This is a genomic window from Pseudodesulfovibrio tunisiensis (assembly GCF_022809775.1).
Classification (GTDB): Bacteria; Desulfobacterota; Desulfovibrionia; order Desulfovibrionales; family Desulfovibrionaceae; genus Pseudodesulfovibrio; species Pseudodesulfovibrio tunisiensis.
The window spans coordinates 898,621-913,123 of sequence record NZ_CP094380.1; the positions used below are offsets into that span (position 1 = coordinate 898,621).

Consider the following 14,503-nt stretch of genomic DNA (forward strand, 5'->3'; position numbering starts at 1 on the left):
GGTGCGCGATATTCTTGGAAGCGTTAGGCTCACAAAACGCTATTGGGTTCGACTCCCCCCGCCTCCACCAGAGCACCGTCCAACGGTGTCCAGAAAAGTCCAGTAAGCCCTTGCCCAGCAAGGGCTTTTCTCTTTTCGAGCATCCAACTCCGTCCAGCCCGATCCGTTGACATCCGGGGTTCAATGCGGGTAACTTTCCGGGTAACAAGGAATCCGTCCAAAAGAGTTACCCACATTCGCCGGAGAGCGTGAACATCTTCCCGACCTGCGCCATGGCTCCCTTTGACAGTTTGGAGCTCCTTGCGTACTGCCCGAAGCATTCCGTCAGACATCCAATGGTGTTAAGGCGAGATTCAGCTTGTCAGGTTTGATATTTTTCCAGAAAACGTCGTTCATTCTCATCACCGCCAATCACAAGCAGTGAAGCCCCTTGACTCAAGGGCTGCATCGGATCCGGATTGATTTCCATTTTCTCACCGCGCAATACCGCAATGACACTGCAACCGGTGTCATCTCGGATGTTACTTTCCATAAGTGTTTTGCCCGCCAACGAAGGACCGACTTCGACCCGAAAGATGGTGAGCCCTTCCGTGAGTGTCATCACCTTGCCGGGGCTCAGCAGGTTGATGATCGTGTTGGCTGTCATGGTGGCATACGACATGACCAAGTCGGCACCGGCCTTGTGCAAGACATTGATATTGCGGTCGAATGTTGCTCGGGTGATGACTTGAATGTCCGGCCTGAGTCGCCTGCAGTAAATGGTAAGATATATATTCAAATCGTCGTTGTGCGTCGTAATGAACACCGAGGGTGCTCTGTCGATTCCTGCTGACTTCAGGACATCGATATCCGAGGCGCTTCCGTGAACATAATGAATATCATCTTTGATGAGACCGGCTTTTTTCTCCACTATCTTGTAGGAAATTCCACGTAGATCAAGCACCTTGGCAGCAGATTGTCCAACACGACCGCCGCCAAGAACAAGTACGGGGGCCCCACCCAAGGAAATCTCTCCGACAAAATCGTCATACGCTCGAAGCTGATCTTCACTTCCAGCCAAAACGACGATTGTTTTCGAATTGATAATGGTATCCGGATGGGCGGGAATCATACGGCCGCGTTCCCACAGACCGCAAATATTCATACCTGTAATTTCTCGCAACCCGCAATTCCTGATGCTTTGCCCCACAAACGGCGTACCAGCGGCTGGTGCTTCGGCGATATACAATTGCTTAATGTTGCCGATGACGTTGCTTCTGGTATCCCCACCATGGGTCCGCCGGGCGAGTATTTCTCCAAGCATGTCCATGAACTGAAAGACGTGACTTGCTCCGGCCAATTGAAGGATATCAACCGATTCCTCGGAGTCGGCATTGGCCACGACTGGCACCTCCGGCGCCACTTCGCGCAACGTGTATGCCGCATTGGTGTTTTTCATGTCATCACTCAAAAGCACGACCATGGCCGCCTGGTCCGCTCGCAAAAGTGAATACGTCTTGGGGTTGTCGGAATCTCCCACCACGGTCTTGTATCCTTTGTCGACCAGATCCAAAGCATGGTTCACGTCATTGACGAGGATGCAATATCGGTAGTTGAATTGGCTGACGCGTGTAGCCAAACTGAGGGCTACCCTATCTGAACCGATAATGATCAGATGTCCGCAAGTATCTTCTGGCAATTCCTGGGCGGCCCTGGACTTGCTTTGGGCCTCAAGAAATGGCGCATAAAAGAATTGTATGAAAGTGAATGGCAGCATGACCAGGAGAAAGACAATGCCCGACATGAGGACGCAAAGCGAAAACAGCTTGCCAATGTCCGAAGTAAAGGTAATGTCGCCGAATCCAAGGGTGGACATGACCGTCAGCGTCCAATACACGCCAGTAATCCAGGAATGATGCTGACCTTCCATCTCCATCAGTACATGAAACAGCACACTGTAGAAAACGATGAAAAGGCAAAGGAAAAGAATGAACTTGATAAGAGAATTCAGATTGCGCTGGGCGCGTCGATCATGGAAGAAATAGAGTAACTGTGAAGGGATGTATTTCATGAAGACCATTCCGTTTTGTGCTCATACTCCCAGTCGGCGTCGCAAAGAAATTGTACTTGAAACACACGTTGTTGAAAGCTTCGGCAAGGTGTGGACGGCGGCAAAACATTCCACCTGCCTTTACGTGCTCCGTGTACGAACATCATCATTGCATACCTGCTTGAGCATTGCACCAAGCCTGACTGTTCTTTTTTTCAAGCCCCTCTCGGCTCTCCCTCTTTTGGGAAGCAGCAGAAATCCTCGCATACAGAGGCATCTCGCATTCGCCCCCCTAAAGCAGTTCATGATCCAAAACAAGTGAGGAAAGGGTAATCATCCCAACAATCTTCCCCATGCTTTCCACAGGGGCACGATGAAGCCCTGTTCCATGAACAAGACGAATGGCGTACCTGATATCCATATCCGCAGGCACAGTGATTACAGGCTTGGTCATGATCTCATACACATACACATCCTCAGCTTTACGGTCCGGGACAACAACTTTCCGAATGAGGTCCGAGATACTCACAATGCCCCAGGCATCGTCATCATTTCTTTTATGCACCAACAGCTCGGAAGCTCCGTGAGAACGCATGACTGCTGCGGCTTCCTTGGAAGTTGCCATGCCGTCTATAGTCAACAATTCCTTTTGCATGACATCCTGTACTCGAATGATTGATCGAACCATTGGTTGCTCCTTTTCTTGTTTGAAACTAGAAATACTGGTCCCTGATGTTTTCCTTGAATTTTTCCATCTGGCTTTCCATGCCGGTAATGAAATCCACAGGAATGGCAAAGGCTATGCCCGTACCTGGCTTATGAAATTCCCCGGCCTCCTCTATGGCAGACATGACAGGTTTGACCAAATGTTCCTCCAAAAGAAACATCACCATGTCTGTCTGATCTTCCAAGGTCAGACCAAAAAAAGTCTTCGCTTCATGCACCCCCGTTCCCCGTCCGCTGATGATGGTTGCCCCGGTAGCACCTGCCGCCTTGGCCGCGTCCACGATGGGATCGGTCTTATGGGTTTTGACTAATGCGAGTACAAGCTTGAACTTCATTTCATGCCTCCTTGGAGCTGGTTGCCAAACGGGCTCTTTGTGCGGCCCAATGCGTATACTGGGCGTATCCCATAACGGTGATGATCGGGAAAAGGCTGGCAAAAGCGATAAGTCCGAAACCATCCAGAGCCGGGTTGCGTCCCGGCACAGCCTCGGACACCCCCAAACCAAGAGCCGCAACAAGCGGCACAGTCACGGTTGAAGTGGTTACACCACCCGAATCGTAGGCAAGAGCGACAATTTTCCTGGGTGCCACAAACGTTTGAAGTATCACGATGACATAACCTATCATGATATAGATATATAATGGAGTCCCTGTAACGATCCGATACGTCCCCAACGAGATGCCCAATGCCACGCCAAGGGCCACAGTGATGCGCAGCCCCCACTGACTGATGACTCCGCCGGACACTTCAGTAGCCTTGAGGGCCACGGCGAGCAACGATGGCTCGGCAATGGTGGTGGAAAAACCAATCATGGCTGCAAACAGGTAAATCCAGCCGTACGCCTTCCAATCTGTGGGCGCAATATCCGAGACTCCCCCGGTGAGAAAGGCTGGATCGGAAAGCTGAGCAGCCATTACCTTGCCTACAGGAAAAAGAGCTTTCTCCAGACCTATCAGAAAAAGAGCCAGACCGAGCACAACATACACGCCGCCGACAATGAGCTGCCTCAGATGCGGAATGGGCTGTCTCAACACAAACAACTGGAAGCAGACGATCAGAATGAGAATGGGCAGGATATCCCTGATAGTGGCGAGCAGGACTGATCCGAAGTCCACAAGATATTGCAGCATGGTATTGCCCCTCTCTCAATTGAAGATGATCAGTCCATAGCCCATGACAAAAATCATGGGAAGCAACGAAGCAAAGGCGATGAGTCCGAAACCATCCAAAAGTGGGCTTCGCCCCTTGATGATGGAGGCCAGACCGACCCCCAGAGCAGCGACCAGCGGCACCGTGACCGTGGAAGTGGTCACGCCGCCTGCATCATAGGCTATGCCCACGATTTCGCTGGGGGCCACCAAGGTCATGAGCATGACCAACACATAGCCAATGATGATCAAATAGTGCACAGGCCAGCCTTTGAGAATGCGCAATACGCCGACAAGAATTGCCACGCCAACCGAGAAAGCCACTGAGAACCTCAAGCCAAGTGCATAGCTGGTGAGAGACTCCTCTCCGGGAGCAATAAGGCTGCCCTGCGCAGCAATGCTGGCAGCTTCAGCGGCCACGGCAATAAGCGCCGGTTCGGCCACGGTGGTGGAAAATCCCAATGCAAAAGAAAAGGAGAGCAACCAAAACAGACTGCCCTTGCGGGCCAGTGCATGGGCCATGTTTTCGCCGATGGGGAAAAGCCCCATCTCCAATCCCTGCATGAAAAGTGTAAGCCCAAGCACCACCAGAATACCGCCGAAAATCACATCTTCCAGGTTTGGCAGAGGCTGACGCAACACCACGGCCTGAAAAAACGCGATAACCAGAATTATCGGCAACAAGTCTTTGAAGGAACTCCAAAGCTTCCGAAGAACTGCCTTCAAAATGCTGCGTGCTTGGGAATGACTTTTGACATTCATGAACTCTGTTCTCACTCTTCAGATATTTATGGCCTTCAATCTGTCGTCCCTGACAAAAAACGCCATTTCAAGACAACTGATTGGATAATCCTCCTGTTTCGAGGGAACCAGATGTCCTCGACCCATCTGCCAAACGGCATGCCCTTCTTTGCAGTTTTCAGTTTCAACCACATACCAACAAAAGATCTATCTATACTGTTATATTGTGCCAATAAAAAGGGCCTGCATTCACTGCAGGCCCTTTTCGCTAGACACAGGTACTTCTATCGAGGAATTTCCACCTTGCGCCCCCCTATCCATGTTGAGAGGACCTTGGGAACATCCTTGTCGAATCCTTCGGGCTTGGACGTGAAAAGTTCCCTGTCATAAACGACCATGTCCGCCTTGTAGCCCACATCAAGTATGCCAATGTCGCTTTTTGCCGTATTGGCCGCACTTCCCACGGTCAAGCCGTGAACAACTTCCGGAACCGAAACAGGCTTGCGCCCCGGACCGGATTCCGTGGCCGCGACTTTCATGATCATTGTTGGCGGCGCATGGGACAGGGGGGACACGCTGAAATCCGTACTCATCCCCACGGAAATTCCGGCATCAATCAGCTTCTTGATGGGGTAGGCTCCCGGAGCCCGTTTCCCGTAGTAATGATCTGCATCGCTTTCCACTACCCAGAAGGCAGGTTGTACGGTTGTCACCACCTTGCCTTCAAAACGCTTGATGCGCTCGATTTGCTCCGGGGTCGGAAATGCCAAATGGATAATCGTATGAGTACTGTGCAACGCGCCCTGCTCGCTCACAATTCTGTCCAGGGCATTCAGCAGGGCCTTGATCCCGGCATCCCCCTGAACATGGTAATGCGCATTGAGCCCGCACTTCTCGATGCGCTGCACGATTCGATCGAGATTGTACTGATCGCCTTCGGCATCATCCCCATCCACATAATGCAGACCGTGTCCGCCTTGAGCATTGAGCCAGGTGGTCCAGGCCAGCCCTCCGGCATATGCTCCGTCCACGAACAGCTTCACCCCCGTGAAACGGACCATGTCCGTATCCTTGCCCGCATATTTCAATGCATCCTCGACATCATCAAGCTTGTAGATGGTGTACATGTAATTGATCCGCAACGGCAGCGAACCTTCCTGTTCCATTTCCCGAAAGACCTCAGGCTGCATGATCCGCCCGGAAGGGGACCCCATCATGTCGATAATGGCCGTATACCCCATGGATGCCCACCTGCGCAGCAATTCGAGGGTACCCGCCTTGACCTGTCCGGCATCCAGTCGAGCATAGATGGCGTTTCCGGCGAGAAGCGCTGCCGATTCACGCAACATCCCGGTGGGCTTCCCATTTTCCTCGACGATCTTCCCTCCCGGCGGAGGCGTGGTACCCGGCTTTATCCCGGTCAGGGCCATGGTAGCCGAGTTGACCAGAACATTGTGCCCGAGCTTGTCCATCAGAAACGTCGGATGGTCACCCGTGGCGGAATCCAGTTGAGCCAAATCAGCCAGAGACCATGCATCGTAGTTCTCAAGGGAAAACCCAATTCCCAGAAGCATGTCTTCCCTGCCTTTCAGCGTTACCGCCTTTTTTCGCATGGCTTCCGCGATGCACTTGGCATCCGTGCACTGCGAAAGATCCACCCCGATCCGAAGAAAGGATCCCGCCTCCATGAGATGGCAATGACTGTCGTTGAATCCCGGATAGACTACGCCGCCTTGAAGGTCCACAACCTCGGCTTCCGAATGCTTTTGAAGATCAACATCAAAACCCATGACCTTTCCGTCCTGAACAACAAGATTCGTCGCTGTCCGCTTTGCATCCAGATGGATGGTTCCATTGACGAATATTCGCATGAGCCCTCCTGCTTGTGCCGCCTCGACCGGGCGACCAAATCCAAACACCAACGCCAGCATGATCGCGATGCTCACCAGTGTCATTCCAAGTCGAAAACATTTCGAATTCCTCATTGATTCCTCCCTTCCGCATAAGGAAATGATTTTCGTACGTACCTGCAAACGACAATTGTACCGCAAACAATACCACAAGACATCGCACACCGGATATCACGTCAGCCGCATTGTGTATTATTTTCCGAAACGAACTTTCTGGCACTTTGCACCGGTTGTGATGGGCAAAACAGCCTTCAGGCCATGATTGACATGCCATGCCAACTACTTGCATCATTCGATTTTCATAATCAGCTATCCGGGAGACACTCTCATGTCCGAACAAGCAAGAAAAATTCTGGAAGAACAACTTGAACAATGCCTTGGGCCGGAAATGCCGGAACACCCGACGGCCGACATTCACGTCGCGCTGCGGGTAGCGGAAATCATGGAAGCCAGAGGATATGCCTTCAAGCTCAAGGACCTTTGTCCCAAGAGCCTGACCGATTCCATGTGGAAAGCGTCCTTCTCCAGAAACGAAACGGAATTCGCTTCGGAAAGCTCCGACGCCGCATGCGCACTCTGCGCCGCTGCGGTCGCTGCTCTGCAGAACTAGCCGATCCTTCCACCGGGTTTCAAACAAGGAGCCCGGTGGACATCCTCTTCCCGGCCATTGCCCTGTTCTCCCAAAAACAAAAGCAATAATTGCCAAAAACAAATCGTCGGATTACCTTGGTTCACAAGTACAGGCATCACCCAAACCGGTACGGGCAACACAATGAACCGAGTGATCATCCATCTGGCAGCAATGATATTCATGCTTGCAGGATGTGGGGACAACACCCCCATCCTGATCGGTTTTTCCGGACAATTGACGGGAAAGAACGCCATTCTCGGCGTACATGGCCGCAATGGAGCTCAACTTGCCGTTGAAACAATCAATAAGGCAGGTGGCATCAACGGCAGGCCTCTGAAGCTTCTGGCGCACGATGATGGCAACACCCCCGAAGGGGCCGTACAGGCCGATGGAAAACTGATTCAGGCTGGCGTTGTCGCCATAATCGGCCACATGACAAGCTCTCAGGCTCTTGCTGCCAGTGATTTTCTCGCCCAGCATAATGTCGTCATGATCTCTCCCTCCGTCACGACAACCCTGCTCACCCAAAAAAAGGACTTCTTTTTCAGATTGATGAACGACAATTCCCACCAGGCCGGGGAATTGGCGGACTACGCCCGCTTTGCTCTGGACATGGAGACCGCAATCACGGTCGCGGACATCGACAACAAAAGCTATACATACACCTTTACGGACGAATTCAGTCAGGCGTTTCTGAAAATCGGAGGCAAGACCCTGACCCGCCTTGATTTTTCATCCAAGAATCCGAACTGGCCAGCTCTTGTCAGAACCATAATCCAGAAGAAACCGGACGGAGTTGTCATCAGCAGCTCAGCCAAGGATGCAGCGGCCCTGATAGCGCACATGAATTCGCAAGGCGCGACAAGCCAATACCTGAGCGGTGGATGGGCGTACACGGACGACCTGCTGACCTATGGCGGAGAATTCGTCGAAGGCATGGTTCTTTCCCTGGACTACGCCCCGGACAATCCGGACCCGGATTTCATCCGCTTCAAGGTGTCCTACAGGAATCGTTTCGGCTCCATGCCCAACTTTGCTGCGGCATTCAGCTATGAGGCGGTCCTTGCCTTGGCCAAGGCCCTGGAACTCAATGGGGCAAAACGGGAAGGACTGGCCGAAGCCCTGATGGAACAGGGCGTGACCAACGGCATCGTCAGCGACTTTCGTTTTGATGAATACGGCGACGTGCAACGCAACATGTTCATCATTGCGGTTCAGGAAGGCAATTTCCACACGGTTGAAATGCGGTAGCGGCAAACGATGGGAAAAAGAATGAAGAGACACCATGCTCCTCCCTCTCTCAACAAAATCGTGCATGCCAACCTGCTGCAATGGATTCTGACGCCCAGTCTCTGCTTTATTCTTCTGCTGGGAATCTATCTGGCATACGAACGGAACAAGGATTTCGACACGAACAATTCGATTCTCGCCGTTTCCGTCGCCAAAAGCATCACGTTGCACGTCTACAACGCACAGACAGCAGTCAACGCACTTAGCCAAAGTATAATCAAATACGACCCGTTCTGGTATTCCTGGATACTGGGCAACTTTCTCCAGTCCAACCCGGACTTCGAACGCATCGTGTACCTGACGTCCAAGGGAAAGATTCTTGCAGCGAGCCCTCAGGCAAACGATTTCGCCGCCTTGAATCTCTTTCAGGGCAGCATCTCGGACAAGCCTTCGATCATGTTCAAGCCGGTTCCCTCCACGACCACGGGCAATCTTGTGGTCCACATCGGCATGAAGCTGAAATCCGGCAACATCCTGATCGGGGAACTGAATCTGAACATGCTGCAGAAACGGCTCGCCGGCCTGATTCCGCAGGACCACGGAGAACTCGTTCTGTGCGATGGATACGGCAACCTCATCATCCATCCGGACTCAAGACGGGTGATGGAGCAGGACAACATAGGCAATCTTTCAATCATTCAGGACTACAGGAAGGCCTCGCCCTGGACAACGGTATACAGGAACGACGATCAATTGTTTCTGGGAACCATAAGCCGTGTTCCGGAAACCGCATGGCTCATCCTCATTTCCCAGCCGGCATTCACGGTCTATTTTCCTCTGATATCCTCGATTGTTGCCCTTTTGGGAACAGCGGCCGTGCTCTTCCTGATATTCGCACGCTATCTTCAGTTCCGCCTGCGACGAAACGTCATCACCCCGCTCTCCAATGTAACCAAGTCCATGCACATGGTGGCACGCGGAGAATATGACCACCCCTTTCCCCAGACCAACAAGTTTCTCGAATTGGCGGTCATCGAGCAGGAATTCGATGCAATGACCCGGAACATCCAATTGCGGGAACAGGAGATAAGCGAAAACGAGGAACGATTCAGACAGCTTGTCGAAAGCATTCATGAAGTATTCTGGATACAGGATTTCGCTACGGACAGGATTCTCTATGCAAGTCCCTCCTTTGAACAGATATGGGGCGTTCCCCGGGAAAAGCTTCTGGATGGAGGGCTGGAGATACTCAGCACGCAAATGGCCACGGACAGGAAACGCGTTGATTCGGCACGCGAAGCCTTGCGGAGTCAAGGAATCGTCTTCAACGAGGAATACAGGATTCTCAAGCCGGACGGCTCGACCAAATGGATTCGTGCCCAAGCCTACCCTGTTTATGACGACGTAGGCACCAAAGTCCGGCTGGTCGGAGTCGCCGAGGACATAACCCGCCGGAAGAATGTCGAATCCAGCCTGCATGAAGCAAAGGTTGCGGCAGAATCCGCCAACACGGCCAAGACCGAATTCCTGACCAACATGAGCCATGAATTGCGAACGCCGTTGAATGGCATTCTCGGCATGCTGCAACTTGTGAAAAAGAACAAGCTGGACGAGGAACAGGCCGAATATGTGGACACGGCCATCAGTTCAAGCAAGGTGCTCCTCAATGTCATCAACGACATTCTGAACATTTCTCAAATCGAGGCCGGGAAAATGGTTCTGCATGAAAAACTGTTCAGCCCCGAGGAGCTGCTGGAAACCTTGTACCGATTCTTCAAGCATTCCACCGAAGGCTCCGAAATCGAACTTTCCATCGACATCGGCCCCAACTTTCCCAAGCTTCTGAAAGGCGACGACGTTCGCATTCGTCAAATTCTGTTCAATCTGGTCGGCAATGCCGTAAAATTCACGGATTCCGGCAAGGTTTCGGTTTCCGCGTCCGCTCTGCCCATGTTGGAAGGATCAAACAAGGTACGTCTGCTCTTTGAAGTCCAGGATACGGGAATCGGCATCCCCAGCGACAAGATCGACTTTGTCTTCGAATCGTTCACGCAGGTGGACGGGACCTACACACGGGCCTATCAGGGGACCGGTCTCGGTCTGGGAATCGTCAAAAAGCTCGTTCAACTCATGAACGGCACCATTGCCGTGGAAAGCGAGGAGGGATGCGGCACCTCGGTCCATTTCACCCTGGAGCTCGAAAAGCCCCACCCCGAGACAGCCAATCCGAAGCAAAAGGATGCCATTCCCGTGCTGAAGCCGTTCTCACAGAAAATTCTTGTGGCCGAAGATGACCGAATCAACCAGATCGCCATCACCAAAATGCTTGAAAAGCTCGGCCACCGGGCCGAATGCGCAGGAAATGGACAGGAAGCGGTCGAAGCCGTGCAGAAGAACGAGTATGCCTGCGTGTTCATGGACATACAAATGCCCGGGATGGACGGGATCGAGGCCATGAAACACATTCGGGAGTTGGGGCCTCCGCAATCGGAAATCCCGATCGTTGCGCTGACAGCCCACGCCATGCCCGAAGATCGAAAACGCTTTCTTGCCATGGGCATGTCCGACTATCTGCCCAAACCCGTGAGCATCGAAGAACTGACAGCAGCTTCTGCAACGGCTGAACTTCAGACAGTAATCCGGATCACCACTTGGAGTCGCCGTTGGGAAGGAAAAAGAATTCCACACGCCGATTGGCGGCCTTGTTTGCGGCTGTGGTGCTGGGAAGAAACGGCTTGGCACTGGCATAGCCCACGGCTTTCATGCGTCGCGCCGAAATGTCGGAATGTTCCAGAACGTAACGCAGGCAGGCAGCAGCGCGGGCAGCCGAAAGTTCCCAGTTCGAATGGTACATGCCGGGTTCAGGCCTTTCCCCATCGGTGTGCCCACGGATCACCATGTTGAAATCCGAATTTTTCAAAGCATCGACGACTCCGGCGAGCACGCGTCTGGCACCGGGAGTCAGACGAGCCGAGCCCTGAGCAAAAAGGGCTGAGTTGCCGACTCTGAGCATGACCCCGGATTTTTCCCGGCTCACGCGAGCAATACTGGTCAAATCCTGCGCCCGAATGAACTGCTTGAGCCGCGCACCCATCTCCACGATTTCCCGATTCTCCCGGACAAGCTTGTGTTCGCGAAAGCTGGTCTCGGCATAGGGAATGGAACGGGAAGCCCGGTCCTCGTATTGCACGCCGAGCGCTTCCTGAACCGAGCCCATGAGCATCTTGAAGTTGTTGATGTCCTGCGTGGTAAAGGACAACAGCAGCACGAAAAAGCACAGGAGCAGCGTCACCATGTCGGCAAAGGTGGCCATCCACGGCGGGATGCCTTCCTCGCCCCGGGGCGGCTCCTGCTTTTTCGGAGGCTTGGGAGCATTCAAAGCAATTCCGTCTTTATCCGGCATACTTACCACGCGTCCCGTTGCGGCATGTGAAGATAGAACTCCACCCGCTGGTTCCGGCGCCTGTTTTCGGGGCTGTCATTGGGCGCTGCAGGCCGCGTGTCGGCATACCCGACCGCCTTGGCCCGACTCACCTCGATGTTTCCCTTCCTGAGAATGTAATCCAGCGCCACGGCGGCTCTGGCTGCCGACAGCTCCCAGTTGGATGGAAACTTGTTTGTTGAAATCGGCCGATCATCCGTATGCCCCCGAACGACCAGATTCAGCTTGTAGTCCTTGAGCACCTTGACCACGTTATCCAGAATGGCACTGGCGCGCGTCGTGAGTTCCGCAGTTCCGGGCTTGAACATGGCTGCGGAATCCGCGCTGAAAACGACACCGTCGCGATCCGCGGTCACTCCGGTTCCCTTCCGCATTTCCACATCTTCATCCTCAAGCAGCGACTTGATGCGCATGACCACACCGAGAAGCAGCCGCTCGTCATGGGAAATCTTGGACACCATGTCCTGCGTGCTCTTGCTGGTATTGAACAGAGCCATGTCCTTGGACACCGCCCGGACTTCCCTGACGCCGAACGCCCCTTTCAGGGAGCCCATCGCATCCCGGAACTTCTCCACATCCTGCTCGGCAAACGAGAGAAGCAGGACGAAAAAGCAGAGCAGCAACGTCATCATGTCGGCAAACGTCGCCATCCAGGCGGGCAACCCCTCCTCCTGCTTGGGAGGTTCCGGCTGCCTTGGTTCCAGAACTTCTTGCTTGTCTGCCATGGATCGACCCCGGGCGGGCTAGGATTCCTCGCGGAGAGCCGGAGACAAAAAGGCCTGCAGCTTTTCCTTGACCACGGTGGGATGGTCGCCCTTTTGCAAGGACGCGACACCTTCTATCATGATCTGCATGAACAGGGCGTCCTCTTCCGAACGCTGTTCCAGCTTGGTTGCCAGAGGCAGAAAAACCACGTTGGCCAGCACAGCACCGTAAAACGTGGTCAGCAGTGCCACGGCCATGGCCGGGCCGATGGAGGACGGGTCGGACAGGTTCTGCAGCATGTTCACAAGGCCGATAAGCGTCCCGATCATGCCGAAAGCCGGAGCCATGGTTCCCATTCCCTTGAAAACCCCCTGCCCGGCTCTGTGCCGCTGCTTCATGAAATCAAGCTCGATTTCCATGACGGATCGCACGAGAGATTCGCTGGAACCATCCACAACAAGCATGACCCCTTTCTTGAGGTACGCGTCATCGATGTTGACCTTTTCCAAAGCAACCAGACTTTCCTTGCGCGCGGTATCCGCGAGCGAGGTAATCAGACGAATCATGTCCTGCGGATCCTGAGACTTGAACAGAATGGTCTTCATGGCCACCTTGGCCGTGCCAATGACCGTTTTCAGAGGGAACATGACGAAAGTTGCGGCCAGCGTACCGCCGACAACCACGACCAGGGACGGCGGATCCACAAAACCGCCGGCATTGCCTCCCATGAGGACAGTGGTGACGATAAGGCCGAAACCGCCGACAAGTCCGATTAACGTTGCAATATCCATATGTAGCTAGCCAAGCCTCTTTGAAGACGTTCCAATCTTCACTTCGTAGTTCTCGTAATAGAAATAGACGTCCTCGAAATAGTCGTCCACCTTCAGGAAAGCGTCCCCGATGCTGATTTCGACACCGGGCTTGACCACGCCGGGCACGAGGATCTTGCATTCATCAAGGCATTCGGTTCCCTGAATTCCTTCCCACAGCTTGACCTTGAGCATCTTGACCAGATTGAGTTCCTTGATCGCCGCCTCAAGCTTGGGACCGAATTCCTCTCGAAAATCGGGCCCCTTGCTCATCTGTTTTTCATAAGTCTTGATCCGGTCGTGCAGCAATCTGATCCGGGCGTTGTATTCCTCGTCAGCGTACATCAATGTCGGATTGTAGCCGAGTATAATTCGGGTGCTCGTGTCCAATCCGCCGCCAAGCTGTTCTCCCACATAGATATACTCATGGCAGACGATTCTTCCGCCCGTCAGGCGGCCTCCCACGGCCAATCTGCGACCGGCATACACATCGCTGTGCATGAGTGCACCCTTGACCAGCACGTCCTCGCCCGCCTTGAGCGTGGCGTTTTCGCAAAACGCCAGTTTCATGGTCTTGCCGGACTCGAGAAACGCCTCGTGACTTCCCTTGACTCCGCCCCGACAACTCAGGCTGTGCAGGGCCTCCACTCTGGCACCTTCGATCTGTCCATCGATCCTGACATCTCGCCCGCCGACATGAAATCCGCTGCGCACGCAGCCTCTGACAGTGAGATTGCCGATGAAATCAATGTTGCCGGTATTGTAATCGACGTCCTTTTCAATGGTCAGTTTTTCATGGACGCGAATCCTGCCATCGCTGTACCCGACCCAACCATTGACTGCGGCATACAGACGATCCGGGTGCCTATGCTTGATGCCGGTCCCGTGCCCGGCCGGAAACTTTCTTTCCTCGAAAAGGTATCGGGAATCCAGCTTTTCGGCTTCCTCTTCGTCAACCTCGACCCACTCCGCAATGACGTTGCCGGCTTCGACATTCTGAACGTAGTTCAATTCGAAATGATCAACACTTCCATCCGCCTGTTTTTCCGGAACCAATCGGCGACGACCCGTATCCGGATCAAAATGATGTTTCAGGTAGTAAGGCATCGGCACCCCTTGGATGATTCAGCT

Annotated in this window: 12 protein-coding genes and 1 pseudogene; 3 read left to right on the forward strand and 10 right to left on the reverse strand. The window is 53.4% G+C overall.

What is annotated here, in order from left to right; translation table 11 throughout:
• Positions 1–361: 361 nt before the first annotated feature.
• From MPN23_RS04540 to MPN23_RS04565, 6 genes are all read right to left on the reverse strand, one after another.
• Positions 362–2,050 (reverse strand): potassium channel family protein, encoded by a 1,689-nt coding sequence (locus MPN23_RS04540; RefSeq protein WP_243546403.1) that lies wholly within the window; start codon positions 2,048–2,050, stop codon positions 362–364.
• A 271-nt stretch (positions 2,051–2,321) separates the two neighbouring features.
• On the reverse strand, positions 2,322–2,717 hold the full coding sequence (locus MPN23_RS04545; protein WP_243546405.1) for a CBS domain-containing protein: 396 nt from the start codon (positions 2,715–2,717) through the stop codon (positions 2,322–2,324).
• A 25-nt stretch (positions 2,718–2,742) separates the two neighbouring features.
• On the reverse strand, positions 2,743–3,090 hold the full coding sequence (locus MPN23_RS04550) for a P-II family nitrogen regulator (protein WP_243546406.1): 348 nt from the start codon (positions 3,088–3,090) through the stop codon (positions 2,743–2,745).
• A 1-nt stretch (position 3,091) separates the two neighbouring features.
• The gene (locus MPN23_RS04555; RefSeq protein ID WP_341540096.1) at positions 3,092–3,886 is read right to left on the reverse strand and encodes a DUF1538 domain-containing protein; all 795 of its coding nucleotides are present in this window, start codon (positions 3,884–3,886) and stop codon (positions 3,092–3,094) included.
• 15 nt (positions 3,887–3,901) lie between these two features.
• Positions 3,902–4,666, reverse strand: a complete 765-nt coding sequence (locus MPN23_RS04560) for a DUF1538 domain-containing protein (RefSeq protein WP_243546410.1) — start codon at positions 4,664–4,666, stop codon at positions 3,902–3,904.
• Positions 4,667–4,929: 263 nt separating this feature from the next.
• Complete coding sequence (locus tag MPN23_RS04565; protein ID WP_243546411.1) at positions 4,930–6,678, reverse strand: amidohydrolase; 1,749 nt, start codon at positions 6,676–6,678, stop codon at positions 4,930–4,932.
• A gap of 205 nt (positions 6,679–6,883) precedes the next feature.
• Between MPN23_RS04565 and MPN23_RS04570 the strand changes: the two genes are divergently transcribed.
• From MPN23_RS04570 to MPN23_RS04580, 3 genes and pseudogenes are all read left to right on the forward strand, one after another.
• On the forward strand, positions 6,884–7,165 hold the full coding sequence (locus MPN23_RS04570; RefSeq protein WP_243546413.1) for a hypothetical protein: 282 nt from the start codon (positions 6,884–6,886) through the stop codon (positions 7,163–7,165).
• 162 nt (positions 7,166–7,327) lie between these two features.
• The gene (locus tag MPN23_RS04575; RefSeq protein WP_243546414.1) at positions 7,328–8,437 is read left to right on the forward strand and encodes an ABC transporter substrate-binding protein; all 1,110 of its coding nucleotides are present in this window, start codon (positions 7,328–7,330) and stop codon (positions 8,435–8,437) included.
• 21 nt (positions 8,438–8,458) lie between these two features.
• Positions 8,459–11,014, forward strand: a pseudogene (locus tag MPN23_RS04580) (ATP-binding protein); the annotation flags it as partial.
• A gap of 46 nt (positions 11,015–11,060) precedes the next feature.
• Here the strand turns inward: MPN23_RS04580 and MPN23_RS04585 are convergent.
• From MPN23_RS04585 to MPN23_RS04600, 4 genes are read right to left on the reverse strand one after another with little or no spacing between them, the layout of a single operon-like run.
• Positions 11,061–11,795, reverse strand: a complete 735-nt coding sequence (locus MPN23_RS04585) for an OmpA family protein (protein ID WP_243546415.1) — start codon at positions 11,793–11,795, stop codon at positions 11,061–11,063.
• 26 nt (positions 11,796–11,821) lie between these two features.
• Positions 11,822–12,583: an OmpA/MotB family protein gene (locus MPN23_RS04590; protein ID WP_243546416.1), complete on the reverse strand. Its 762-nt coding sequence runs from the start codon at positions 12,581–12,583 to the stop codon at positions 11,822–11,824.
• An 18-nt stretch (positions 12,584–12,601) separates the two neighbouring features.
• The gene (locus MPN23_RS04595) at positions 12,602–13,354 is read right to left on the reverse strand and encodes a motility protein A (RefSeq protein WP_243546417.1); all 753 of its coding nucleotides are present in this window, start codon (positions 13,352–13,354) and stop codon (positions 12,602–12,604) included.
• A gap of 6 nt (positions 13,355–13,360) precedes the next feature.
• Positions 13,361–14,479, reverse strand: coding sequence for a FapA family protein (locus tag MPN23_RS04600; RefSeq protein ID WP_243546418.1), 1,119 nt, complete (start codon positions 14,477–14,479; stop codon positions 13,361–13,363).
• Between the last annotated feature and the right edge of the window lie 24 nt (positions 14,480–14,503).